Raw genomic sequence first — 22,359 nt, forward strand, 5'->3', positions numbered from 1 at the left:
TAGCCGCGAGCTTTTACGTCAGCAACGACGCGATTGCGACGAAAGAGCTCGCGGCTAAAGCCGCTCCTACGAAAAGCATGACTGCCACGCTCCCGATTCGCGCGGAGAACACGGCGAAGGCATACTCACGATCGGCCTGGCGATTTCGGACGGATTCATGAGGAAACATGTGGCGAGCCTGTTCTCCCTCTTGCTGCTGAGCGTCGTTTCCGCAAACGTTTCCGCAAGCGAGAAGAAGGCCGCGATGGCGGTATCGCCAGCCGCCGATCGTTCCGCGCTCGCCGGCGACGGTATCGCCATGTTCCTGCCGCCGGGAATTGCCGATTATCCGGCATCGCTCGCGTTGGCGAAGACGCCGGTTTCGGTCGGTCCGTTGCCGGCGGACTGGCCGATCGCGCCGAAATTCTCGCGCAAAGCGGGCAAGACGTTCGTCTCGGTGACCGTACCCGAAGGCAGCGACCTGTACGGCACCGGCGAAGTCACCGGGCCGTTGCGTCGCAACGATCGCTCGATCGAACTTTGGAACACCGACAACTTCGGCTACGCCGACAAGCAAGCCGCCGGCCGCCGGCTGTACCAATCGCATCCCTGGGTGCTGGGCGTGCGCAAGGACGGCAGCGCGTTCGGCCTGCTGTTCGATTCGACTTGGCGCGCGGAATTGCGCACCGGCCGCAAGATCAAGCTCAGCAGCGACGGCCCGCCGATGCCGGTGATCGTCGTCGATCGCGATTCGCCGCAGGCGGTGATGCGCGGCCTGGCCGAACTGACCGGCACGATGCCGCTGCCGCCGCGCTGGGCGCTGGGCTACCAGCAATCGCGCTGGTCCTACTATCCCGACAGCGAAGCGCTGCGGATCGCCGACGAGTTCCGCAAGCGGAAGATACCTGCCGATGTGCTGTGGATGGACATCGACTACATGGACGGCTTCCGCGTCTTCACCTTCAGCCCCGAGCATTTTCCGGACCCGAAAAGGTTCAACGCCGATCTGCGCGCACGCGGTTTCCATAGCGTGTGGATGATCGACCCGGGCGTGAAATCCGAACCGGGTTACGGCGTATACGACAGCGGCCAGGCGCGGGACGTGTGGGTGAAGGATGCGAAGGGCAAGGACTACGAAGGCGAAGTCTGGCCTGGCATGACCAAGTATCCGGATTTCACCCGTCCCGATACGCGCCGCTGGTGGGCGGACCTGTATCGCGATTTCATGGCGCAGGGCGTGGACGGCGTATGGAACGACATGAACGAGCCGGCCGTGTTCAATGTTCCGGGCCACACGATGCCGGCGGACAACCAACATCGCGGCGGCGGGGATATGGCTGCCGGGCCGCACCTGCAATACCACAACGTATACGGCATGCTGATGGTGCAGGCCACGCGCGAAGGGATCGAGGCAGCCAATCCCGAACGTCGCCCGTTCGTGCTCACGCGCGCGAATTTCCTCGGCGGCCACCGTTATGCGGCCACTTGGACCGGCGACAACGTATCGACCTGGGAGCATTTGAAGCTGTCGATCCCGATGTCGATCAACCTCGGCCTTTCCGGACAGCCCTTCAGCGGACCGGACATCGGCGGCTTCGGCGGCGAAGCCACGCCGGATTTGTGGGGGCATTGGATCGCGCTCGGCGCCTTCTATCCGTTCTCGCGCGCGCATGCGATGAAGGATACCGGGCGCAAGGAACCCTGGGCTTTCGGACCGGAAGTGGAGAAGGCCGCGCGCATCGCGATCGAACGCCGTTACCGGTTGCTGCCGTATCTGTACACGCTGTTCCGCGACTCTTCGATCGACGGCCTGCCGGTGATGCGGCCGATGTTCTTCGCCGATCCGCGCGATGCGGATCTGCGCCGCGAGGAACAGGCCTTCCTGTTGGGCGAAGATCTGTTGGTCGTACCCAAATGGGCGCGTGCGCCGAAATTGCCGAAAGGGGTTTGGCGCAAGATTTCGCTGGTGGAAGGCGATGGCAAGGATGCGTATCAGGCCGAGTTGAAATTGCGCGGCGGCGCGATCCTGCCGTTGGGCAAAGTGGTGCAGAACACCGGCGAGGAGTCGCTGGGCCCGCTGACGCTGCTGATCAGCCTGGACGAGAAGGGCGAGGCGCGCGGAAGGTTATACGAGGATGCCGGCGATGGTTATGGCTACCGGCAAGGCGATTACCTGCTCACCACCTATCGGGCCGAGTCGCGCGATGGCTTGGTGCGCGTGGACATAGAAGGCGCCGAGGGCAAGCGCGCTCGTCCTTCGCGCGAGATCGTCGTGCAGGTGACGACCGATGAGGGCGTGTTCACCGCGAAGGGCGACGAGAGCGCCGGTATCTCGGTGTCCCTGCAGCCACCCGTTTTGTAGAGCGGGGCTTGCCCCGCTGCTGTTGCTTTTCGCTTCTGTCCTTTGCTTCTGCTTTTCGTAAGAGCGGCTTCAGCCGCGAGCTCTTGCCGGCAGCACTGCGGTCATCGAAAAGCTCGCGGCTGAAGCCGCTCTTACGAAAAGCGCAGGAGCAGCGGGGCAAGTCTCGCTCTACCAAGCTCAGGCGCTGGAGGCGCGGCGCACGGAATCCGGCAACGGCGTCGGCCGCCCGCTGGCGCGGTCGATCCACACCATCACCACGTGGCCGTCGCCGTACAGGATCGCGCCGTCTTCGCTCATGATGCGGTGGCCCAGCGTTACGCTGGTGCTGCCGACGCGCTCGGCGAACAGTTCGACCACCACGCTCGAGGGGTACGGAATCGGCTGCCGATAGTTCATCTGCACCGCCGCCAGCAGCGGGGCGACTCGATCGGTGACCCATTCCTCGTCCAGCGAATCGAACCAACGGATCCGCGCCTCCTCGAGATAGGTGAGGAAGTTGGAATTGTTGACGTGGTTGAACGCGTCCAGGTCGCGCCAGCGCAGGGCGATCGGCATCTGGAACAGGATTTTTTCGTTGTCGAGGCTCATGGCGATGCCGATGATAATAGAGCGATGAATGGAGGCGATTCTTTCAGCCGTCATTCCCGCGAAGGCGGGAATCCAGTGACTTTGCTTTGATCGTCATCCCAGCGAAAGCTGGGACCCATTGGATTTTGCTTCCAAATCAAGAACGAAAGTCACTGGATTCCCGCCTTCGCGGGAATGACGGCCTATAAAGCCGTGCCGACCAGAATTGCGGTATTTCAGCCACCTGCGGCTAGTCAGACGTTTCTACTTCAAGCCGCGCTCTTCCGCCGAACCGGTTTCTCCAGCCCCAAGGTCTTGGCCAGGAACTGCCCGGTGTAGGACTTGGGCGTCGCCGCCAGCTCTTCCGGCGTGCCGGTAGCGATGATTTCGCCGCCGCGATGGCCGCCTTCCGGGCCCAGGTCGATCACCCAGTCCGCGGTCTTGATCACGTCCAGGTTGTGCTCGATCACCACGATCGTGTTGCCGTCGTCGCGCAGCTTGTGCAGCACGGCCAGCAGATGCTCGATGTCGTGGAAGTGCAGGCCGGTGGTCGGCTCGTCGAGAATATAAAGCGTGCGGCCGGTGTCGCGGCGCGACAATTCCTTCGACAGCTTGACGCGCTGCGCTTCGCCGCCGGACAGCGTGGTCGCCGGCTGGCCGAGCTTGATGTAGCTCAGGCCCACGTCGAGCAGCGTTTCGAGCTTGCGCGAGATGCCCGGCACCGGTTCGAACAGTTTCAGCGCGTCCTCGACCGTCATTTCCAGCACATCGTGGATGCTGAAGCCCTTGTAGAGGATTTCCAGCGTCTCGCGGTTGTAGCGCTTGCCGTGGCAGACGTCGCAGGGCACGTACACGTCCGGCAGGAAGTGCATCTCCACTTTGATCAAGCCGTCGCCCTGGCAGGCTTCGCAGCGGCCGCCGCGCACGTTGAAGCTGAAACGGCCCGGCGAATAGCCGCGGGCGCGCGCCTCGGGCACCTGCGCGAACAGTTCGCGCAGCGGCGTGAACAGGCCGGTGTAGGTGGCCGGGTTGGAACGCGGCGTGCGGCCGATCGGCGACTGGTCGATGTCGACGACCTTGTCGAACAGGTCCAGGCCCTTCACGTCGCGATGCGGCGCGGGCTTGTGCGAGGCGGCGTTGATCTCGTTGGCGGCCAGCGCGTACAGCGTGTCGTTGATCAGCGTCGACTTGCCCGAGCCCGACACGCCGGTGATCGCGGTGAACAGGCCGGCGGGAATTTCGACGTCGACATTCTTGAGATTGTTTCCGCTGGCGCCTTGCAGCTTCAGCATCATCTTCTTGTTGGCTTTGTTGCGCTGCTTGGGAATCTCTATGCGCTTCTTGCCGCTGAGATACTGCCCGGTGAGCGAACGCGGCGCCTTCAGCACGTCCGCGTACGAGCCCTGCGCGACGATTTCGCCGCCGTGCACGCCGGCACCCGGGCCGATGTCGACGATGTGGTCGGCCAGGCGGATCGCGTCTTCATCGTGTTCGACCACGATCACGGTGTTGCCCAGGTCGCGCAGCCGCGTCAGCGTGCCGAGCAGGCGCTCGTTGTCGCGCTGGTGCAGGCCGATCGACGGCTCGTCGAGCACGTACATCACGCCGACCAGGCCGGCGCCGATCTGCGAAGCCAGCCGGATGCGCTGCGCTTCGCCGCCGGACAGCGTGTCGGCCTTGCGTTCCAGGGTCAGGTAGTCCAGGCCGACGTCGACCAGGAAGCTCAGCCGTTCGCGGATTTCCTTGACGATCTTGACCGCGATCTCGCCGCGCCAGCCGGGCAGGGCGAGCCTGCCGAAGAAGTCCAGCGCCTCGTCGATCGGCAGCACCACGATGTCGGGCAACGGCTTGTCTGCGACGAACACGTTGCGGGCGGACTTGTTCAGGCGCGCGCCGCCGCATTCCACGCAGGGACGGTCGCTGATGTATTTGGCCAGCTCTTCGCGCACCGCGGACGATTCGGTTTCGCGATAGCGGCGTTCGAGGTTCGGCACGATGCCTTCGAACTTGTGCTTGCGCTGGGTGCGGCCGCCGGAATCGGTGATGTAGCTGAAGGTGATCACTTCCTTGCCGCTGCCGTACAACACGGCCTGGCGTGATTCCTCTTCCAGGTCCTGCCACGGGGTATCGACGCTGAAGCGGAAGTGCTTGGCCAGCGACTGGATCAACTGGAAGTAGTAGGCATTGCGCCGATCCCAGCCGCGCACAGCACCGGCGGCCAGCGACAGTTCCGGATGCACGACCACGCGCGCCGGGTCGAAGAACTGGCTCACGCCCAGGCCGTCGCAGCTCGGGCAGGCGCCGACCGGCGAGTTGAACGAGAACAGGCGCGGCTCGAGTTCGGGCAGCGAGTAATCGCAAACCGGGCAGCTGTATTTGGAAGAGAACAAGAGTTGCGGGGCGTGCTCGTCGTCTAGCGACATCACTTGCGCCATGCCGTCGCCGAGCTTCAGCGCGGTCTCGAACGATTCTGCCAGGCGCTGCTTGAGGTCATCGCGCACCTTGAAACGGTCGATCACCGCTTCGATGGTGTGCTTCTGGCGCAGCGCCAGCGTCGGCAGCGCATCCATTTCGTACAGCGTGCCGTCCACGCGCACGCGCACGTAGCCCTGCGCGCGCAGTTGCTCGAAGATCTGCGCGTGTTCGCCTTTGCGCTCGCGCACCACGGGCGCGAGCAGCATCCAGCGCTGTTCGGCGGTCTTCGGGTCCTTGGCCAGCGCCAGCACCTGGTCGACCATCTGGCTGACCGTCTGCGCCTCCAGCGGATAGCCGTGGTCGGGGCAGCGCGGCAGGCCGACGCGGGCGTAGAGCAGGCGCAGGTAGTCGTAGATCTCGGTGATGGTGCCGACGGTCGAGCGCGGGTTGTGCGAGGTGGACTTCTGTTCGATCGAGATCGCCGGGCTCAGGCCCTCGATGTGGTCGACGTCGGGTTTTTCCATCACGCTCAGGAACTGGCGCGCGTAGGCCGACAGCGACTCCACGTAGCGGCGTTGGCCCTCGGCGTAGATGGTGTCGAACGCGAGCGACGACTTGCCCGAGCCGGACAGGCCGGTGATCACGATCAACTTGTCCCTGGGCAGATCCAGGTCCAGGTTCTTCAGGTTGTGGGTACGGGCTCCGCGGATGCGGATGGTGTCCATCGCCATCGGAAAGGGGTCCAGCAACGGGTTAGAGCCCCGGGCAGGGGCTTGCGCGGATGCGCGGCCAACAGGGGAGCGTAGCGAGCCGATGATTTGGGGGCAAATCGCCGGAATGCCAGCTTGGCATGGGGCGGTCTCAGGGCTTGCGACGGAGCGGCTTTGAGCCCCTCTCCCGCCGGGAGAGGGGTTGGGGTGAGGGTTCGGCGGAGCGACGCCCGTCCGAAGGTCGACGGCTAACGCAGCGATCCTGACCTTTAGACCGCTCCGCCGTACCCTCATCCGCCCTTCGGGCACCTTCTCCCGGAGGGAGAAGGGGAAGGAGGGCGCCAGTTGACCCTAACTCGCTGAATACCCTACAATTCCGCTTCTGTCCGCCCTCGATGGCGGCCAGGCTATGAAAACTACAGAAGAACTACAGAAAGGAAGATCAGTCATGTACGCAGTTCTAGTCACCGGCGGTAAGCAATACCGCGTGATGAAGGGCGAAACGATTCGCGTCGAGAAGCTCGACGCCGAAGCCGGCAAGGAGATCACGTTCGACAACGTGCTCATGCTGGGCGACGGCGAGGGCGTGAAGCTCGGCGACGCGCTCAAGGGCGCGACCGTTTCGGCCACCGTCAAGAGCCACGGTCGCGCCGACAAGGTGCGCATCGTCAAGTTCCGCCGCCGCAAGCACCATCGCAAGCAGATGGGCCACCGGCAGCACTACACCGAAATCGAGATCACCGGCATCGCCGGTGGCAGCAAGTAAGGAGAAGCCGCCATGGCACATAAAAAGGGCGTAGGTTCCACCCGCAACGGCCGCGACTCCAACCCGAAGTACCTGGGCGTGAAGATCTACGGCGGCCAGGCCATCGAAGCCGGCAACATCATCGTGCGCCAGCGCGGTACCCAGTTCCATCCGGGCACCAACGTCGGCCTGGGCCGCGACCACACGCTGTTCGCGTTGGCCGACGGCAAGGTCGAATTCTCGACCAAGGGTCCGAAGAAGCGCCGCACGGTCAGCGTGGTCGCCGGCGAGTAAGATTCGCCTGCGATGCGATTAAGCCCCGCCGCGTGCGGGGCTTTTCGTTTCCACGCTCGTCATTCCGGCGGAAGCCGGAATCCAGGGCATCCGACGCCACGTCCAGATCGTGGCGGTGCCTCGCTCCGAACTGGATTCCGGCTTTCGCCGGAATGACGGCTGGAAGGTTTTCGCCGTAGATGCGCTTCTCCCTCACTTCACCCAACGCTGTCAGAATCCTTCCTCCATGAAACTCGTCGACGAAGCCGAAATCCAAGTCATCGCCGGCAACGGCGGCAACGGCTGCATCGGTTTCCGCCGCGAGAAGTTCATCCCGCTCGGCGGCCCTGACGGCGGCGACGGCGGCGATGGCGGCAGCGTCTGGATCGTCGCCGACGAAAACCTCAATACCCTGGTCGATTTCCGCCATCAGAAGGTCTTCCGCGCCCAGCGCGGCGAGAACGGCATGGGCCAGCAGCGCTACGGCAAGGCCGGCGACGACATCGAGATCCGGGTGCCGGTGGGCACCGCGATCACCAATGTCGGCACCCAGGAATTGATCGGCGACCTGACCTCGCACGGCGACCGTCTGCTCGTGGCCAAGGGCGGCAAGGGCGGCCTGGGCAACATGCACTTCAAGAGCTCGACCAATCGTTCGCCGCGTCGTGCGACGCCAGGCGAGGAGGGCGAGCAACGCGAACTCATGCTGGAGTTGAAGCTGCTGGCCGATGTCGGCCTGCTTGGGTTCCCCAACGCTGGCAAGAGCACATTGATCCGCGCCGTGTCGGCGGCCACGCCCAAGGTGGCCGATTATCCGTTCACCACGCTGTATCCGAACCTGGGCGTGGTGAGCGTGGAGCCGGGACGCAGCTTCGTGATCGCCGACATTCCGGGGTTGATCGAAGGCGCGGCGGAAGGCGCTGGCCTGGGGGCGCTGTTCCTGCGCCACATCCAGCGCACGCGGTTGTTGCTGCATCTGGTGGAAGTCGAGCCGTTGGACGGCAGCGATGCGGCCGAGCAGGTGCGCGCCATCGAGCGCGAGCTGGCCCGCTTCGATCCAGAACTGATGCACAAGCCGCGCTGGCTGCTGCTGAACAAAGCCGACCTGCTGCCGGCGGAAGATGCGAAGGCGCTCGCCGAAGGCATCGTCGCCAAGCTCGATTGGAAGGCGCCGTGGTTCGTGATTTCCGGCCTGGCGCACGAGGGCACGCGCGAGGTGATGCTGAAGGTGCAGGCCTTCCTCGACGAGTTGAATCAGGCCGAGGCCGAAGCGCGGGAAGCCGGCGATGACGCCTGAGGTGCGTTGCGTCGCATCCGCTTCTGTAGGTGCGAATTCATTCGCACGCTTTTTTGCAACGTGCCAAGAGCGTGCGAATGAATTCGCACCTACGAAAGCCAGGGCAACAAAAAACCCGGCCGGAGCCGGGTTTTTCGGGACTGGCTGCGCGCCTGTATCAGGCAGCGGCCTTGATCGCCTTGATGCGGGCGGTCAGGCGGCTCTTGTGGCGGGCGGCCTTGTTCTTGTGGATCAGGCCCCGGGCGGCGAAGCGATCCAGGATCGGCTGCGCGGTGGCGAAGGCGGCCTGGGCGCCGGCGGCGTCGTTGGCTTCGAGCGCTTTGAGCACTTTCTTGACGGCGGTGCGCAGCATCGAACGCTGGCTCGTGTTGCGCAGATTGCGCACGACGGCCTGCTTGGCGCGCTTCTTGGCGGACTTGATATTGGCCACGATGGGATCCTGGAAACTGGGGTAGAGGCGGTGACGGGAACAAACGAGCCGGAAATTATGGGGGATTCAGGGACTTGCGTCAACCTGCAGGCCCCAGTTTTTGGGGGGGCTTCAGCGGGAGCGGCTTTTGTGGGAGCGGCTTCAGCCGCGAGCTCTTCGAGTCAGCGCCGTCTGCGGCAAAAGCTCGCGGCTGAAGCCGCTCCCACAAAAGCCGCTCCCACAAAAGCCGCTTTCGCCGGGGGGCACCCATGAACGCCCCGGATCCGGCCGCGGCCGTCCCGCCGGCCCCGTCGCCGCGCAAGCCAGGTCTGCTGCGCTCCACGGCCGTCTTCAGCGCCATGACCTTCCTGTCCCGGGTTTCGGGTCTGGTCCGCGACCAGGTCTACGCGGCGGTGTTCGGCGCCAGCCCGGCCATGGACGCCTTCGTGGTGGCGTTCCGCATCCCCAATTTCATGCGGCGGCTGTCGGCCGAGGGCTCGTTTTCGATGGCCTTCGTGCCGGTGCTGGCCGAATACAAGGAAAAGTACGGCCCGGCCGAGGTGAAGGACCTGATCGACCGGGTCGCCGGCACCCTGACCGCGGCGCTGCTGGTGCTGACCGCGGCGGCCGTGCTGGCGGCGCCGTGGATCATGCCGGTGTTCGCGCCGGGCTTCGGCGCCGATACCGAGCAGGGCCGGCTGGCGGCCGAGATGCTGCGCATCACCTTCCCGTATGCGCTGTTCATTTCGCTGGCTTCGCTGGCGGGCGGCATCCTCAACAGTTATCAGCGCTTCGCGGTGCCCGCGTTGTCGCCGGTATTGCTGAACCTGTCGATGATCGCCGCCGCGATCGGCCTGGCGCCGCTGATGGACGAGCCGGTGTTGGCGCTGGCCTGGGGCGTGTTCGCCGCCGGCGTGCTGCAGTTGGCATTTCAGTTGCCGTCACTGGCCAGGCTGGGCCTGTTGCCGCGTCCCCGCCTGGGCCTGGCGCATGCCGGCGTGCGCAAGATCATGAAGCTGATGGTGCCGACGCTGTTCGGCTCGTCGGTGGCGCAGGTCAACCTGCTGCTGAATACGATCGTGGCCTCGTTCCTGATCGGCGGCAGCGTGACCTGGCTGTACTACACGGACCGGTTGCTCGAATTCCCGCTGGGCATGTTCGGCGTGGCGATCGGCACGGTGATCCTGCCGCACCTGTCCAGCCGCCATTCCGCGACCGATCCGCATGGTTTTTCGAAGGCGCTGGATTGGGCTTTCCGGCTTTGCCTGCTGATCGGCGTGCCGGCCTGCCTGGGCCTGGTCCTGTGCGCAGAAGCGCTGATCGCCACGCTGTTCCAGCACGGCAACTTCACCGCGCACGACACGCAGATGAGCCGGTTGAGCCTGATGGCGCAATCGATCGCCGTGCCGGCTTTCCTGCTGGTCAAGGTGTTGGCGCCGGCGTTCTATTCGCGCCAAGACACCAAGACGCCGGTGAAATCGGCGGTGGTGTCGGTGATCGCCAATGCGGTGTTCACGGTGTCGCTGCTGCTCGGCCTGCTGTACCTGACCGACGTGGGCCGGAACGCGCTTGCGGCGGCCGGCGGCGATCTCTTCGATGCGCTCGGCCATGTCGGCGGCGCGCATGCCTGCCTGGCGCTGGCGATCGCGCTGGCCGGTTGGCTCAATGCCGTGCAGTTGTGGTGGTACCTGCGCCGGGTCGGCGTCTACGAAAGGCAGCCGGGCTGGGGACGTTTCCTGCGGCAGTTGGCGGTGGCCGCGGTCGGCATGGCCGCGATGGTGGTCGGGCTGCTGGCGTTCTGGCAGGGATGGACCGCTTGGCCGTGGTGGGAGCGGGCCTGGAAGTTGGCGGTAGTGGTCGGCAGCGGTGCGGCCGTTTATGCCGCGTTGCTGTGGCTGCAAGGCGTCCGGCCCCGCGATCTGAGGCATTGAGCCCCTTGGTTTTGCTGCACCGCAGCTATACTGCAGGATCGAGCCGCGGTTACCGGCTTTTGTAGGAGCGGCTTCAGCCGCGAGCTCTTGCTCCGGATCGCCGCGAACAGGAAAAAGCTCGCGGCTGAAGCCGCTCCTACAAATGCAGGCAAAGCCGGCGGCGTGGTCCCCACAATAGAGAACTGATGAGCAGGCTGTTTCGCGACGTCGATGGCGGATCCTTGTATCCGCAGGGAAGCGTGGTCTGCATCGGCGCCTTCGACGGCCTGCACCTCGGCCACCGCGCGCTGGTGCGCCATGCGGTCGCGCGTGCCCGTTCGCTCGGCCTGTCTGCGGTCGCATTGAGTTTCGAACCGTTGCCGCGCGAATTCTTCGCTGCCGGCGTTGCGCCGCCGCGGCTGATGCTGCCGCGGGCGAGGATCGAAGGCCTGCGCGATCTCGGCGCGGACGGTATCGGCCTGCTGCGCTTCGACGCGCGCATGGCGACGATGAGCGCCGAGAACTTCGTGCGCGACGTGCTGGCCGGCCGCTTGGGCGCGCGCGAAGTTTGGGTCGGCCCGGAATTCCGCTTCGGCCACAAGCGCGGCGGCGATATCGCGACGCTGCATCGATTGGGCTCGCACCTGGGTTTCGAGGCGGGCGAAATCGCGCCGGTGGCGCTCGACGGCGAGCGCGTCTCCAGCACGCGCATCCGCAACGCATTGCGCGAAGGCGATTTCGCGCTGGCCGCGAGGCTGCTGGGGCGCCCGTATTCGATCGGCGGCCATGTCGTGCGCGGCAAGCGACTCGGCCGCACGCTCGGCTTCCCGACCGCCAACCTGCGTTTCGGCGGCAAGACGCCGCCTTTCGCCGGCATCCACGCGGTCTGGGTGCATGGCGTCGGCGCGGCGCCGCTGGCCGGCGTATCCAGTTTCGGCACGCGGCCGACCGTGGACGGCGTCGAGCCGTTGCTGGAGGCGCACCTGTTCGATTTCGACGGCGACCTGTACGGCCGCCGCATCGAAGTGGAATTCGTCGCCAAGCTGCGCGACGAAGAAAAATTCCCCGATCTGGCGGCGATGGTCGCCCAGATCCACCGCGATGCCGCGCAGGCGCGCGCCATCCTCCAACGGCAAGAAAAACAGCAGGCCTACGCGTGACCGCCGACGACAACAAAGACAACGCTGACAGCAACCGCTACAAGGCCACCATCCACCTGCCGGCAACGGATTTCCCGATGCGCGGCGACCTGCCCAAGCGCGAGCCGCAGACGCTCGCGCGCTGGCAGTCGGAGGGCCTGTACCAGCGCATCCGCGAACACACGTCCGGCCGCGCTCGCAGCTTCATCCTGCACGACGGCCCGCCGTACGCGAACGGCTCGATCCACATCGGCCACGCGGTCAACAAGGTGCTGAAGGACATCGTGGTCAAGTCGAAACTGATGGCCGGTTTCGATGCGCCGTACGTGCCGGGCTGGGACTGCCACGGCCTGCCGATCGAACACGCGGTCGAAAAGAAATTCGGCAAGGTCGGCGACAAGCTCGACGCCGCCGCATTCCGCGCCAAATGCCGCGAATACGCCGCCGAGCAGATCGACGGCCAGCGCCGAGATTTCAAGCGCCTGGGCGTGGTCGGCGATTGGGACCGGCCTTACCGCACGATGGATTTCCGCTACGAAGCCGACATGCTGCGCGCGTTGGCGAAGATCGTCGAACGCGGCCACGTGACGCGCGGCTTCAAGCCGGTGCATTGGTGCTTCGACTGCCAGTCGGCGCTGGCCGAAGCGGAGATCGAATACCAAGACAAGCAGTCGCCGGCGGTGGACATCGCTTACGCCGCCAAGCAGCCGCAGGCGCTGGCGTCGGCGTTCGGCGTAGCGGTGGAAGAGGGCATCGGCGTCGCCTTGCCGATCTGGACCACCACGCCGTGGACCATTCCGGCGAGCCTGGCGATTTCGCTCGGCCCCGACCTCGATTACGTGCTGGTCGAAGGCCCGCCGCGCGATGGCCGCCGGCATTGGCTGGTGCTGGCCGAGGCTTTGGCGCAGAAAGCATTGTCGCGTTATGGCGTGGCCGACATGGTCGTGCACGGCCGCGCCAAGGGCGTGGAACTGGAAGGCCAGGTCATGCGCCATCCGTTCTATGACGAGCGCGACATTCCCGTGTTGCTCGGCGATCACGTCTCGGCCGAAGAGGGCACCGGCGCCGTGCATACCGCGCCCGGCCATGGCCAGGAAGACTTCGTCGTAGGCCAGCGTTACGGACTGGTCGAAAAATATTCGGCCGCGCAGCTGAACCCGATCGACGGACGCGGCGTCTACCTGCCGTCGACGCCGCCCGCCGGCGATGCCGTGCTCGCAGGCGTGCATCTGTGGAAAGCCAACGACCTCATCGTCGAAGCGCTGCGCGGCAACGGCTCGCTGCTGGCGCACACGACGATCTCGCACAGCTATCCGCACTGCTGGCGGCACAAGACGCCGGTGGTGTTCCGCGCCACGCCGCAATGGTTCGTGTCGATGGAACAGGCCGGCCTGCGCGGCGATGCGCTGAGCGCGATCGGCAAGGTGGGCTGGGTGCCGGACTGGGGCGAGGCGCGCATCTACGGCATGGTCGAGGGCCGCCCGGACTGGACGATTTCGCGCCAGCGTTTCTGGGGTGTGCCGATCGCCTTGTTCTACGATCGCGAGACGGGCGAGCCGCATCCGGATTCGGCCGCGCTGATGCGGCGCATCGCCGACCGCGTCGAGCAGGAAGGCGTCGATGCGTGGTACGCGCTGCAGCCGCAGGAATTGCTCGGCGAGGATGCCGCGCGCTACGAGAAGGTGACCGACATCCTCGACGTCTGGTTCGATTCGGGCGTCAGCCACGAGTGCGTACTCGCGCAGCGCCCGCAGGACGGGCTGCGCAAGCCGGCCGATCTCTATCTGGAAGGCTCGGACCAGCATCGCGGCTGGTTCCAGTCGTCGCTGCTGACCGGTGTGGCCATCGACGGCGCCGCGCCTTACCGGCAGGTGCTGACGCATGGTTTCGCGGTCGATGCCGACGGCCGCAAGATGTCCAAGTCGCTGGGCAACGTGGTAGAGCCGCAGAAGGTGATCGACGCGATGGGCGCCGACGTACTGCGGCTGTGGATCGCCGCTACCGACTACCGCAACGAGATGTCGGTTTCCGACGAAATCCTCAAGCGAAGCGGCGACGCCTACCGCCGCATCCGCAACACCGCGCGCTTCCTGCTCGGCAACCTGCACGGCTTCGATCCCGGTGCGCATCTGCGCCCGCTCGACGACATGGTCGCGCTGGATCGCTGGATCGTGCATCGCGCCTGGGAAGTGCAGCAGAAGATCGCCGATGCCTACGCACGTTACGATTTCGCCGAGATCGTGCAGGCCCTATCGAATTTCTGCAGCGTCGACCTGGGCTCGCTCTATCTGGACGTGACCAAGGACCGCCTGTACACGATGGGCGAGGATTCGCGCGGCCGCCGTTCGGCGCAGAGCGCCATGTATCGCATCGCCGAGGCCTTCGTGCGCTGGATTGCGCCGATCCTGGCCTTCACCGCCGACGAGATGTGGCAGCACCTGCCCGGCAAACGCGAAGACAACGTGCTGTTCGCCGTTTGGTACGAAGGCCTGGCGCCGCTGGAAAGCGACGCGGCCTTGTCGGCGCACGATTTCGAGCGCCTGCTGGAATTGCGCGAACAGGTGGCCAAGGTGCTCGAACCGATGCGCGCCAGCGGCGCCATCGGCGCGGCGCTGCAGGCCGAGATCGCCTTGCGCTGCGGCGTGGCCGACCAGAACGCGCTGGCGCCGATCGTCGACGAATTGCGCTTCCTGCTGATCAGCGGCGACGTCTCGGTGGTCGCCGACGACAATGCGAAGGACCTGGTGGTCGAAGCCGCGGTCACCGAGAAGGCCAAATGCGTGCGCTGCTGGCACCATCGCGCCGATGTCGGTTCGGTGGCGGCGCATCCGCTGCTGTGCTCTCGCTGCGTGTCCAACATCGAAGGTCCGGGCGAAGACCGGAAATGGTTCTGAATAATGCCCTCGCTTTTCGTAGGAGCGGCTTTAGCCGCGAGCTTTTGCTCTCGCTGACAGAAAAAGCTCGCGGCTAAAGCCGCTCCTACGAAAAGCCAATCGCCCCGACGCCTGCGGCCACAAAGCGGAGAACGCGTGACGACATCCCACCCCAAACCGAACGCCCTGATCTGGCTGCTGGCCTCCGTCGCCATCATCGTCCTGGATCAGCTCACGAAGCTGTGGGTGCTGACCAACCTGCCCGAATACACCGCGATCCCCGTGATCGACGGTTTCTGGAATTGGTACCGCACCTACAACACCGGCGCAGCGTTCAGCTTCCTGAGCGATGCCGGCGGTTGGCAGCAGTATTTCTTCGCCACGCTGGCGGTGGTGATCTGCGGCCTGCTGACGTTCTGGCTCACCCGCACGCCGCGCCGCGATTGGCGCACGGCGCTGCCGTTCGCGCTGGTGATCGGCGGGGCGGTCGGCAACGTCATCGACCGCTTGCAGCACGGCCACGTGGTCGATTTCGTGCAGTGGTACTGGCGCGACCATTACTGGCCGGCCTTTAACCTGGCCGATTCGGCGATCGTGGTCGGCGCCGTCGGCATCGCCCTGTTCGGGCTGTTCGACGGCAAGCGCGCGGGGAAAGCGCGATAATAGCGGCCATGGATGTCGTCCTCGCCAATCCCCGCGGTTTCTGCGCCGGCGTCGACCGCGCGATCGAGATCGTCAAGCGCGCACTGGAAACGCTGGGCGCGCCGATCTACGTGCGCCACGAGGTGGTGCACAATCGCTTTGTCGTGGAAGACCTCAAGCACCGCGGCGCGATCTTCGTCGAAGAACTCGACGAAGTGCCCGATGGCGCCACCGTGATCTTCAGCGCGCACGGCGTATCGCAGGCGGTCCGCAGCGAAGCCGACCGGCGCGGCCTGAAAGTGTTCGATGCGACCTGCCCGTTGGTGACCAAGGTGCATTTGGAGGTCGCCCGGCAATGCCGCGCCGGCCGCGACATGGTGCTGATCGGCCACGCCGGCCATCCCGAAGTCGAAGGCACGATGGGGCAGTGGAGCAAGCAGGCCGGCGACGGACGCATCTATTTGGTCGAGGACATCGACGATGTCGCGACGCTGCAGGTCGATCAGCGGGACAACTTGTCCTACACCACCCAGACCACACTGTCGGTCGACGACACCCGCGGCATCATCGAAGCCTTGAAAGCGCGCTTCCCGGCCATCCAAGGCCCGAAGAACGACGATATCTGCTACGCCACCCAGAACCGCCAGGACGCGGTGCGCGAACTGGCCAAGCATTGCGACTTGGTGCTCGTGGTCGGTTCGCCGAACAGTTCCAACTCCAACCGGCTGCGCGAGCTGGCCGAGCGCGAAGGCGTCGAGGCGCATCTGATCGACGGCGCGATCGAAATCGACCCGCACTGGGTCCACGGTCGCCAGCACATCGGCGTCACCGCCGGCGCCTCGGCCCCGGACGTGCTGGTGCACGGCGTGCTCGAGCGCCTGCACGAACTGGGCGCCCGTTCGGTCCGCGAATTGGACGGCGAGCCCGAAAACATGGTCTTCGCCCTGCCCAAGGAACTCCGGCTGCGCCTGGTCGATTGACGGCTTACGAATCTCGGCAAATGATCGAACAAGACAAGGCCCGCAAGCGCGGGCCTTTGTATTTTCAGGGGTTCCATCCGATGCGGACGGTTCGCTTCTAAACGCCTATTCGCGATGCTGAGAGTACGGTGGCTTATCGGTGGCTTCAGCCGGGCGGCTGGGTTCGAACCGAAGCGGACATTGCGCGCCGTGCAGTAGTGCAAAACGTCTCGCCTATTAAGGTCTACTGTTCGATCAAGCCGCAACTCTTACTAGTTACCACATCTTCACAATCCGTCTACGTATTCCAATGCCAGCTGAAGGCGGGTCATGACTCCGGCAAAAAGGCCGCTATATTTCATTTCCGACACACCAGACGAGGAGGATTGGAATGCTTATGACCAAGCAACATCTGGCGATGGCACGTACGCTCGGCGTGGCGATCGTCGCCCTGAGTCTTGGCGCCTGCGCCACCTATAAAGAGGAGTTTGCAGGGATCAACTCACGCCTCGATCAACTCGACACCAAGGTGCAGGGCGCGGCCCAGAGCGCCGAATCCGCCAATCAGTCCGCGCAGCAGGCTAACCAACGGCTGGATCAAATCGAAAGCCGCGTCCAGCAGCTCGAAACGAAGCCGAGCCGCCCGCCGCGCGGTTAGTCGCTCTTGCGCAATTCGCGACGAACGGCCTGAACCGGGACCCGGTGGCCTCTGCTGGCCACCGGTCTCCTTATCTTCATCCAGTCTTCGTTCTAAGGAACCGTCCCATCCGTACATGCAGACACCCTGCGATCCGGGCCGTTTTTGGTGCGCTGGCGCTGGCGTTCGCGAGCTTCGGCGTGGCCAACGCCGAGGATGCCGCCGCGCAACCGGTCGCCGCCATCGACCTGCTTCCGCGAGGCCAAGATGTCTCCGGCACGGTGATTGAGCTCGCGGGCTGGATTGTCGCAACCAGGGACAGCCAAGGCTATCCGTTCGCGGTCATAGACAAGGCCGCCGCACAGATCTTGGTGTTCGGCGGCGACGGCCGGCCTCGTGGCGCGGCACCTGGGCTCTTTGGCTCGGCGATCGGCGATCATACGGCCCCCGGCATCGCCGGTCTCGCGCTTCGCGAGATCCCGGGCCGGGATCGCACGACGCCTGCGGGTCGCTTTATCGGCGGGTTCGGTCCGTCAATCGACGCTGGGCGCGTGCTGTGGGTGGACTACGATTCCGCGGTCTCCATCCACCCTACCGCTACTGGCGTCCCGGCCGAGAGACGCGCCGAACGCCTTGCATCGCCTTCGCCGGACGACAACCGCGTCACTCATGGCTGCATCAACGTCTCGCCCGAGTTTTACGAGCAGGTCATCCGTCCGACGTTCGAGCGGGGCGGGGTGTTCTACATCTTGCCGGATGCGGATCCGATAGCGGAGACCTTCCCGGAGTTCGCACAAAGTCGCGCGACTACGAAACGCAACGGTGGAAGACGCGCACGGTCCGCCCGCCGGTGAAAGGCGCGTCGGCGTGTTGCCTTTGGTGTGCGCGGCGGCGCAGCGGATGACGCTGCTCGTGGCCCGGCCTCTTGTGCCAGTGTGTGTGCCCATGCAGTGGGTGTCCGGCCAGGCGTTTCGACTCTCACTGGCTCCACGCCGCCAGCACATCGGCGTCGCCGCCGGCGCCTCGGCTCCGGACGTGCTGGTGCGCGGCGTGCTCGAGCCTGCACGAACTGGGCGCCCGTCCGGTCCGCGAATTGGACGGCGAGCCCGAAAACATGGTCTTCGCCCTGCCCAAGGAACTCCGGCTGTGCCTGGTCGATTGACCCTAAAGCCCTGAGAAACCTACAATTGCCGGCCCGGAACGGCCGGTTCGGCCGGATCCCGAGAAAAACAAGCCGGAATAGCTCAGTCGGTAGAGCGGCGCATTCGTAATGCGTAGGTCGTAGGTTCGATTCCTATTTCCGGCACCAATCATAAAAATAGCTTAAATTCAATGACTTGAGCGCTAGCTTGCAAGTCATTCTAGGTCACCTGCATTAAGCCTCAGGCAGTGTCTGGGGCTTTTTTCATATCCGGTACTCTCCACGCTACGTTCTGTGCGTACAGGGGGCGTATGGGCATTTCTCGCGGTGCTCCTGACTGCGATCTCATCTGCCAATTCGGCGCGCTCGATCCAACGATCCAGGGCGCTCGCGGACTGGCTCTGATTTGCCGCATTTCTTACGGCCGGCATTTATCGCGCTGATTACGTTCTTTCAACTTCGCTCACAGCGTAAAGAATGCCAAAGGGATCGCGCATTAGAAATCGAAAAAACATATTGATGGGCGTCCTTGATGGCATTGCGGAATCTCGAACTGCACTCACTCACATTGCACGCGCAGGGGGCTGAACAGACCAATCCTGTGTCTCGCGCGGCGGGCCGCAGGAGACCTGAGGCGAAAGGCCGCACACCGGGAGCGAGATGCGCGTCCGGACGCGTTCGCGTAGGATCCTCGCAGCTTCACGAGTCGATGCAGGGGGAAGATCGCAATGGCAGGCGGCGGCGCGGACATTACCCGATTGCTGATCGAAGGCCGCGCCGGCGATCTGCGGTCCCGCGACGAGGCTATCGGCCTGCTCTACGAGAACTTGCGGCAGATCGCCCAACAGCTGCTGCGCCGCGAGCGCGGCATGCTCACTCTGAGCGCACCCGAGCTGATCCACGAGGTGTTCTTGCGTCTGTTCGGCACGCAGCAACCGGATTGGGAGAGCCGCCGGCAATTGCTCGGTTACGCGGCGCACACCATGCGCCAGGTGCTGGTGTCGATGGCGCGCAAACGCGATGCCGACAAGCGTCCGCAGAAGGCCGACCGATTGCGGATTACCGATGCGCAAGAAGTCGCCGGGGAAGCGCTCGATATCGAGAAACTCGACAACGTGCTCGAAGCGCTCGAAACGCTGGATCAGCGCCAGGCGCAGATCGTGGAGATGAAGTTCTTCGCAGGCATGACGATACCGGAGATCGCCGACAACCTTGGAGTCTCCACGGCCACCATCACGCGCGAATGGCGTTTGGCCAAGGCATGGTTGAAACGGGAACTCGAAGACTGAATAGCGGGCCCGAAGCCGTGGCGAACCCGCCCGGCCGCTGAAACCTTGAAATCCATCACGGATTGGCTACCTTATCCGGGCCGCGGCAAGGACGACGCTGGCATTCGGGGGAGTCGTCCATGCAAGAGCAAGAGCCTACGCGGAAGGACGCTTATGTACGGGCGCGCGCCCTGGTCAGCCGCGCCTACCGGTTGCCTGAAGACGACCGGGATCGTTTCGTCCAGGAAGCCTGCGCCGGCGACGATGCGCTGCGCAACGAAGTCGCCTGGCTTCTGGAAGTGCTGCGCAGTCCCGACGACGAGTTCCTCGAGCACGGTCCCGCAGGCGTGGCGGTGCCCGAATCTGGCGAACTTCGCGTCGCCAAACCGCACGACTACACCATCGTCCGTCCGCTCGGCGAAGGCGGCATGGGCGTCGTCTATCTGGCCGAGCGGATCGATGGCGAGTTTCGTCAATCCGTCGCGCTGAAGCTGTTGAGCGCCGGCGCGCTGGCGAGCCATACGCTGCTGTCCCGCTTCCTGTTCGAACGCCAGCTGCTGGCGAGGCTCAACCATCCCAACATCGCGCATCTGGTGGACGCCGGAGCGCTAGGCGACGGCCGGCCGTTCCTGGCGATGGAGTACGTCGACGGCGTGCGGATCGACGACTATTGCCGGACCCGCGCGTTGACGCTGGAGCAGCGGCTGCATTTGTTCATCAAGGTCTGCGTGGCGCTGCAGTATGCGCACGAACAGCTGGTCATCCATCGGGACATCAAGCCCGGCAATATCCTGGTGACGGCCGAAGGCGAGCCGAAATTACTGGATTTCGGCATCGCCCGCCAACTCGCTTCGCCCACCGAAGAACTCACCAGCACGGCAGGCGGCCATCGGATCATGACGTTGGCTTACGCCAGTCCCGAGCAAGTGGAAGGCCGTCCGCTGTCGACCGCGACCGATGTCTATTCGCTGGGCGTCGTGCTGTACGAACTGCTCTCGGGCACGCATCCGTGGGGCGACACCGACAACCCGGCCGAAGTGGTGAAGATGGTCAGTCGTTCGGATCCGGTGCCTCCCAGCATCGCCTTGCGCAGGCATCTGGACGCCGCGCGAAACGAACCGCAGTCCTCTTCTCGCTGGATACGGCGCCAGCGCCTGGGCGGCCTGCCTCGCGATCTCGATTCGATCGTATTGAAGGCGCTTAGCAAGCGCAGCGCTGAGCGCTATCCATCCCCGCGCGCACTCGCCGACGACTTGCAGCGTTTCCTCGACGATCGCCCAGTGCTCGCTCGCCAAGGGCATCGCGGATACCGGCTGCGCAAATTCGCGCGCCGCAACCGCTGGCCGTTGGCGGCGGCGGCGGCGTTCGTGGCCCTCATCGGTGCCTACGCGATCGATCGCCAACTGCAACTGCAGCGCACGCTAGCCGAGCAAGCCAAGACCGCGCAGGTGCGAGATTTTCTGATCGAACTATTCAAGAGCACCGAACTCGAGCGCACGCAGGGCCGGGAGGTGACCGCGCGCGAACTGCTCGATCGCGGCATGGCGCGCATCCATGGATCGATCCGGGAGGACGCCGCGACGCAGGGCGCCCTGCTGCAAGCCATGGCTTCGGCGTATCACAGCCTGGGCGTGCGTGACAAAGCCGGTCCCGCGGCAGAAGAGGCGCTGGCGCTCGCGCGCAAGGACCCTACTACGTCCAAAGCCACATTGCTCGGGCTGTTGCTGCGCCTGGCCGACATCAACACGGTCAACCAGAACGCTGCCGAGGAGGAACGCTACGCCCGCGAAGCGCTGACCATCGCGCAGGACGATCCCTCGCTGTCGGCGGCCGCGGCCAAGGCGCGGATGCACATCGCGATCGCGCTGACGCGGCAAAACAAGCCGCGCGTCGAAGTCGAGCCCCTCTATCTGCAGGCGCTGGAGGCGTTGCGCCGCGTCGCACCCGGCGGGGATGAGCACATCAATCTGCTGCAGAACTACGGTATCGCGTTGAGGCAATGGGACAGCCCGAAAGAAGCGCTGGCGCGACTCGAGGCCGGCTTGGCCCTGGCCCGCGCCAAATACGGCGACGACGATCCGCGCACGGTGCAGATGTCGGCCGAGTACGGTCTGGCGATGGAGCGCTCGGGAGATGCCATCGGCGCCGAAGGCGTGCTCCGCCGCGCGTATGAGCGGCAGGTGCGCCTTTATGGTGCCGACAATCCTGCCACCGCCTACGTGCGCGGCTATCTCGCGTTCTCGCTGATGTCCCAGCGCAAGTTCGCCGATGCCGAGCCGCTGCTCCGCGAAACGATGGCGATGGGGCGCAAGAACGACGCGGCGAGCAACTCGACGTTCAACGATACGATGAACGTCGGATTCGTCCTGCGCGAACTCAAGCGTTTCGACGAAGCCGAGGCTTTGTACCGCGAAGCCCTGGCGATGGTGCCGACGGTGTTCCCGGCCGACCGCCAGACCCAGATGCGCGCGACCGTGCATACCTATCTCGGCATGACCCTGCAGGGGCAGGGCAGGAATGCCGAGGCGCAAGCGATGTTGCGCCAGGCGCTCGCCGATCTTCCGCAAGCCGACGAAACCAAACGTACTCGGGCCAGCGCCTGGCGCGGGCTGGCGGCTGCGGCGAAAGCACTGGGCGATCCGAAAGCAGCGGAAATGGCCTCGCGTTCGGCGATGGCGCTCTACGATCCGGGCACTTGGTTCCATGCCGAGACCCAGGTGGAGGTGGCCGACGCGTTGCTGTCGCAACGTCGATACGCCGAAGCGGAACCGCTGCTCGAAGAGGCCCTGAAGCTGTTCGCTGCAGAGTTTCCGCCGGACGATCCGCGCACGCGGCGCGCGGCGCAACTGCTCGCCGCCTTGTACGAGCGGCAAGGCATCGCGGGGAAGTTAGGCGAGGTCCGCCGTCGGTACGCATCGGCGTTCGACTGACGACACCGGTTTCGTGACCGTGTTCCGGGTTTTCGGCATCCGTGCCGCGCTGATGATCTGATTCTTCTCGCCTTTGCGCACTGGAAGGATGAGCCGCCCTTGC

Annotated in this window: 15 protein-coding genes, 1 tRNA gene and 2 pseudogenes; 15 read left to right on the forward strand and 3 right to left on the reverse strand. The window is 64.9% G+C overall.

Going from position 1 to position 22,359, the window contains the following annotated elements:
• The first annotated feature begins 244 nt into the window (after positions 1-244).
• The gene (locus M2650_RS00875) at positions 245-2,341 is read left to right on the forward strand and encodes a TIM-barrel domain-containing protein (protein WP_249470031.1); all 2,097 of its coding nucleotides are present in this window, start codon (positions 245-247) and stop codon (positions 2,339-2,341) included.
• Between the two features lie 177 nt (positions 2,342-2,518).
• Here M2650_RS00875 and M2650_RS00880 read toward each other — a convergent pair whose 3' ends face one another.
• Entirely contained in the window at positions 2,519-2,929 is a 411-nt protein-coding gene (locus M2650_RS00880; protein WP_249470034.1) for an acyl-CoA thioesterase, read from the reverse strand.
• A 287-nt stretch (positions 2,930-3,216) separates the two neighbouring features.
• Positions 3,217-6,054 (reverse strand): annotated as a pseudogene (gene uvrA, locus M2650_RS00885) (excinuclease ABC subunit UvrA); the annotation flags it as partial.
• 427 nt (positions 6,055-6,481) lie between these two features.
• Between uvrA and rplU the strand changes: the two are divergent.
• The 3 genes from rplU (at position 6,482) to cgtA (ending at position 8,348) form a co-directional block, all read left to right on the forward strand.
• Entirely contained in the window at positions 6,482-6,799 is a 318-nt protein-coding gene (gene rplU / locus M2650_RS00890) for a 50S ribosomal protein L21 (protein WP_249470040.1), read from the forward strand.
• Between the two features lie 12 nt (positions 6,800-6,811).
• Positions 6,812-7,072, forward strand: coding sequence for a 50S ribosomal protein L27 (gene rpmA / locus M2650_RS00895; protein WP_249470042.1), 261 nt, complete (start codon positions 6,812-6,814; stop codon positions 7,070-7,072).
• Positions 7,073-7,298: 226 nt separating this feature from the next.
• Positions 7,299-8,348, forward strand: a complete 1,050-nt coding sequence (cgtA, locus tag M2650_RS00900; protein ID WP_249470045.1) for an Obg family GTPase CgtA — start codon at positions 7,299-7,301, stop codon at positions 8,346-8,348.
• Positions 8,349-8,505: 157 nt separating this feature from the next.
• Here the strand turns inward: cgtA and rpsT are convergent, their stop codons facing one another.
• Positions 8,506-8,778: a 30S ribosomal protein S20 gene (gene rpsT, locus M2650_RS00905; protein WP_249470047.1), complete on the reverse strand. Its 273-nt coding sequence runs from the start codon at positions 8,776-8,778 to the stop codon at positions 8,506-8,508.
• A gap of 248 nt (positions 8,779-9,026) precedes the next feature.
• Here rpsT and murJ point away from each other — a divergent pair, with 248 nt between their 5' ends.
• The 11 genes and pseudogenes from murJ (at position 9,027) to M2650_RS00960 (ending at position 22,256) form a co-directional block, all read left to right on the forward strand.
• Entirely contained in the window at positions 9,027-10,688 is a 1,662-nt protein-coding gene (gene murJ / locus M2650_RS00910) for a murein biosynthesis integral membrane protein MurJ (RefSeq protein WP_283254600.1), read from the forward strand.
• A gap of 185 nt (positions 10,689-10,873) precedes the next feature.
• Positions 10,874-11,827 (forward strand): bifunctional riboflavin kinase/FAD synthetase, encoded by a 954-nt coding sequence (locus M2650_RS00915; protein ID WP_249470050.1) that lies wholly within the window; start codon positions 10,874-10,876, stop codon positions 11,825-11,827.
• A 77-nt stretch (positions 11,828-11,904) separates the two neighbouring features.
• Complete coding sequence (gene ileS, locus M2650_RS00920; RefSeq protein ID WP_249474118.1) at positions 11,905-14,700, forward strand: isoleucine--tRNA ligase; 2,796 nt, start codon at positions 11,905-11,907, stop codon at positions 14,698-14,700.
• Positions 14,701-14,835: 135 nt separating this feature from the next.
• A complete protein-coding gene (gene lspA, locus M2650_RS00925; protein WP_249470052.1) occupies positions 14,836-15,342 on the forward strand; it encodes a signal peptidase II in 507 nt (168 codons plus the stop codon).
• An 8-nt stretch (positions 15,343-15,350) separates the two neighbouring features.
• Positions 15,351-16,301 carry a 4-hydroxy-3-methylbut-2-enyl diphosphate reductase gene (ispH, locus tag M2650_RS00930; protein ID WP_249470054.1) on the forward strand — a complete coding sequence of 317 codons (951 nt, stop codon included), beginning with the start codon at positions 15,351-15,353 and terminating at the stop codon, positions 16,299-16,301.
• A gap of 370 nt (positions 16,302-16,671) precedes the next feature.
• The gene (locus M2650_RS00935; RefSeq protein WP_249470056.1) at positions 16,672-16,938 is read left to right on the forward strand and encodes a hypothetical protein; all 267 of its coding nucleotides are present in this window, start codon (positions 16,672-16,674) and stop codon (positions 16,936-16,938) included.
• A 152-nt stretch (positions 16,939-17,090) separates the two neighbouring features.
• A complete protein-coding gene (locus M2650_RS00940; protein WP_249474120.1) occupies positions 17,091-17,771 on the forward strand; it encodes a L,D-transpeptidase in 681 nt (226 codons plus the stop codon).
• Positions 17,772-17,910: 139 nt separating this feature from the next.
• Positions 17,911-18,079: pseudogene (gene ispH / locus M2650_RS00945) on the forward strand (4-hydroxy-3-methylbut-2-enyl diphosphate reductase); the annotation flags it as partial.
• A gap of 71 nt (positions 18,080-18,150) precedes the next feature.
• Positions 18,151-18,226 (forward strand) — tRNA-Thr (locus tag M2650_RS00950).
• 560 nt (positions 18,227-18,786) lie between these two features.
• Positions 18,787-19,347: an ECF-type sigma factor gene (locus M2650_RS00955; RefSeq protein ID WP_249470058.1), complete on the forward strand. Its 561-nt coding sequence runs from the start codon at positions 18,787-18,789 to the stop codon at positions 19,345-19,347.
• 119 nt (positions 19,348-19,466) lie between these two features.
• Positions 19,467-22,256 carry a serine/threonine-protein kinase gene (locus M2650_RS00960; protein WP_249470060.1) on the forward strand — a complete coding sequence of 930 codons (2,790 nt, stop codon included), beginning with the start codon at positions 19,467-19,469 and terminating at the stop codon, positions 22,254-22,256.
• Positions 22,257-22,359: the final 103 nt, after the last annotated feature.

It is taken from the genome of Luteimonas galliterrae, from assembly GCF_023374055.1.
Lineage (GTDB): Bacteria > Pseudomonadota > Gammaproteobacteria > Xanthomonadales > Xanthomonadaceae > Luteimonas_C > Luteimonas_C galliterrae.

Bases quoted from the DNA above. Each gene is read 5' to 3' on its own strand.
- M2650_RS00875 (WP_249470031.1), top strand. From the start codon at position 245: ATGGCGGTATCGCCAGCCGCCGATCGTTCCGCGCTCGCCGGCGACGGT.
- M2650_RS00880 (WP_249470034.1), bottom strand. From the start codon at position 2,929: ATGAGCCTCGACAACGAAAAAATCCTGTTCCAGATGCCGATCGCCCTG.
- rplU (WP_249470040.1), top strand. From the start codon at position 6,482: ATGTACGCAGTTCTAGTCACCGGCGGTAAGCAATACCGCGTGATGAAG.
- rpmA (WP_249470042.1), top strand. From the start codon at position 6,812: ATGGCACATAAAAAGGGCGTAGGTTCCACCCGCAACGGCCGCGACTCC.
- cgtA (WP_249470045.1), top strand. From the start codon at position 7,299: ATGAAACTCGTCGACGAAGCCGAAATCCAAGTCATCGCCGGCAACGGC.
- murJ (WP_283254600.1), top strand. From the start codon at position 9,027: ATGAACGCCCCGGATCCGGCCGCGGCCGTCCCGCCGGCCCCGTCGCCG.
- M2650_RS00915 (WP_249470050.1), top strand. From the start codon at position 10,874: ATGAGCAGGCTGTTTCGCGACGTCGATGGCGGATCCTTGTATCCGCAG.
- ileS (WP_249474118.1), top strand. From the start codon at position 11,905: ATGCGCGGCGACCTGCCCAAGCGCGAGCCGCAGACGCTCGCGCGCTGG.
- ispH (WP_249470054.1), top strand. From the start codon at position 15,351: ATGGATGTCGTCCTCGCCAATCCCCGCGGTTTCTGCGCCGGCGTCGAC.
- M2650_RS00935 (WP_249470056.1), top strand. From the start codon at position 16,672: ATGCTTATGACCAAGCAACATCTGGCGATGGCACGTACGCTCGGCGTG.
- M2650_RS00955 (WP_249470058.1), top strand. From the start codon at position 18,787: ATGGCAGGCGGCGGCGCGGACATTACCCGATTGCTGATCGAAGGCCGC.
- M2650_RS00960 (WP_249470060.1), top strand. From the start codon at position 19,467: ATGCAAGAGCAAGAGCCTACGCGGAAGGACGCTTATGTACGGGCGCGC.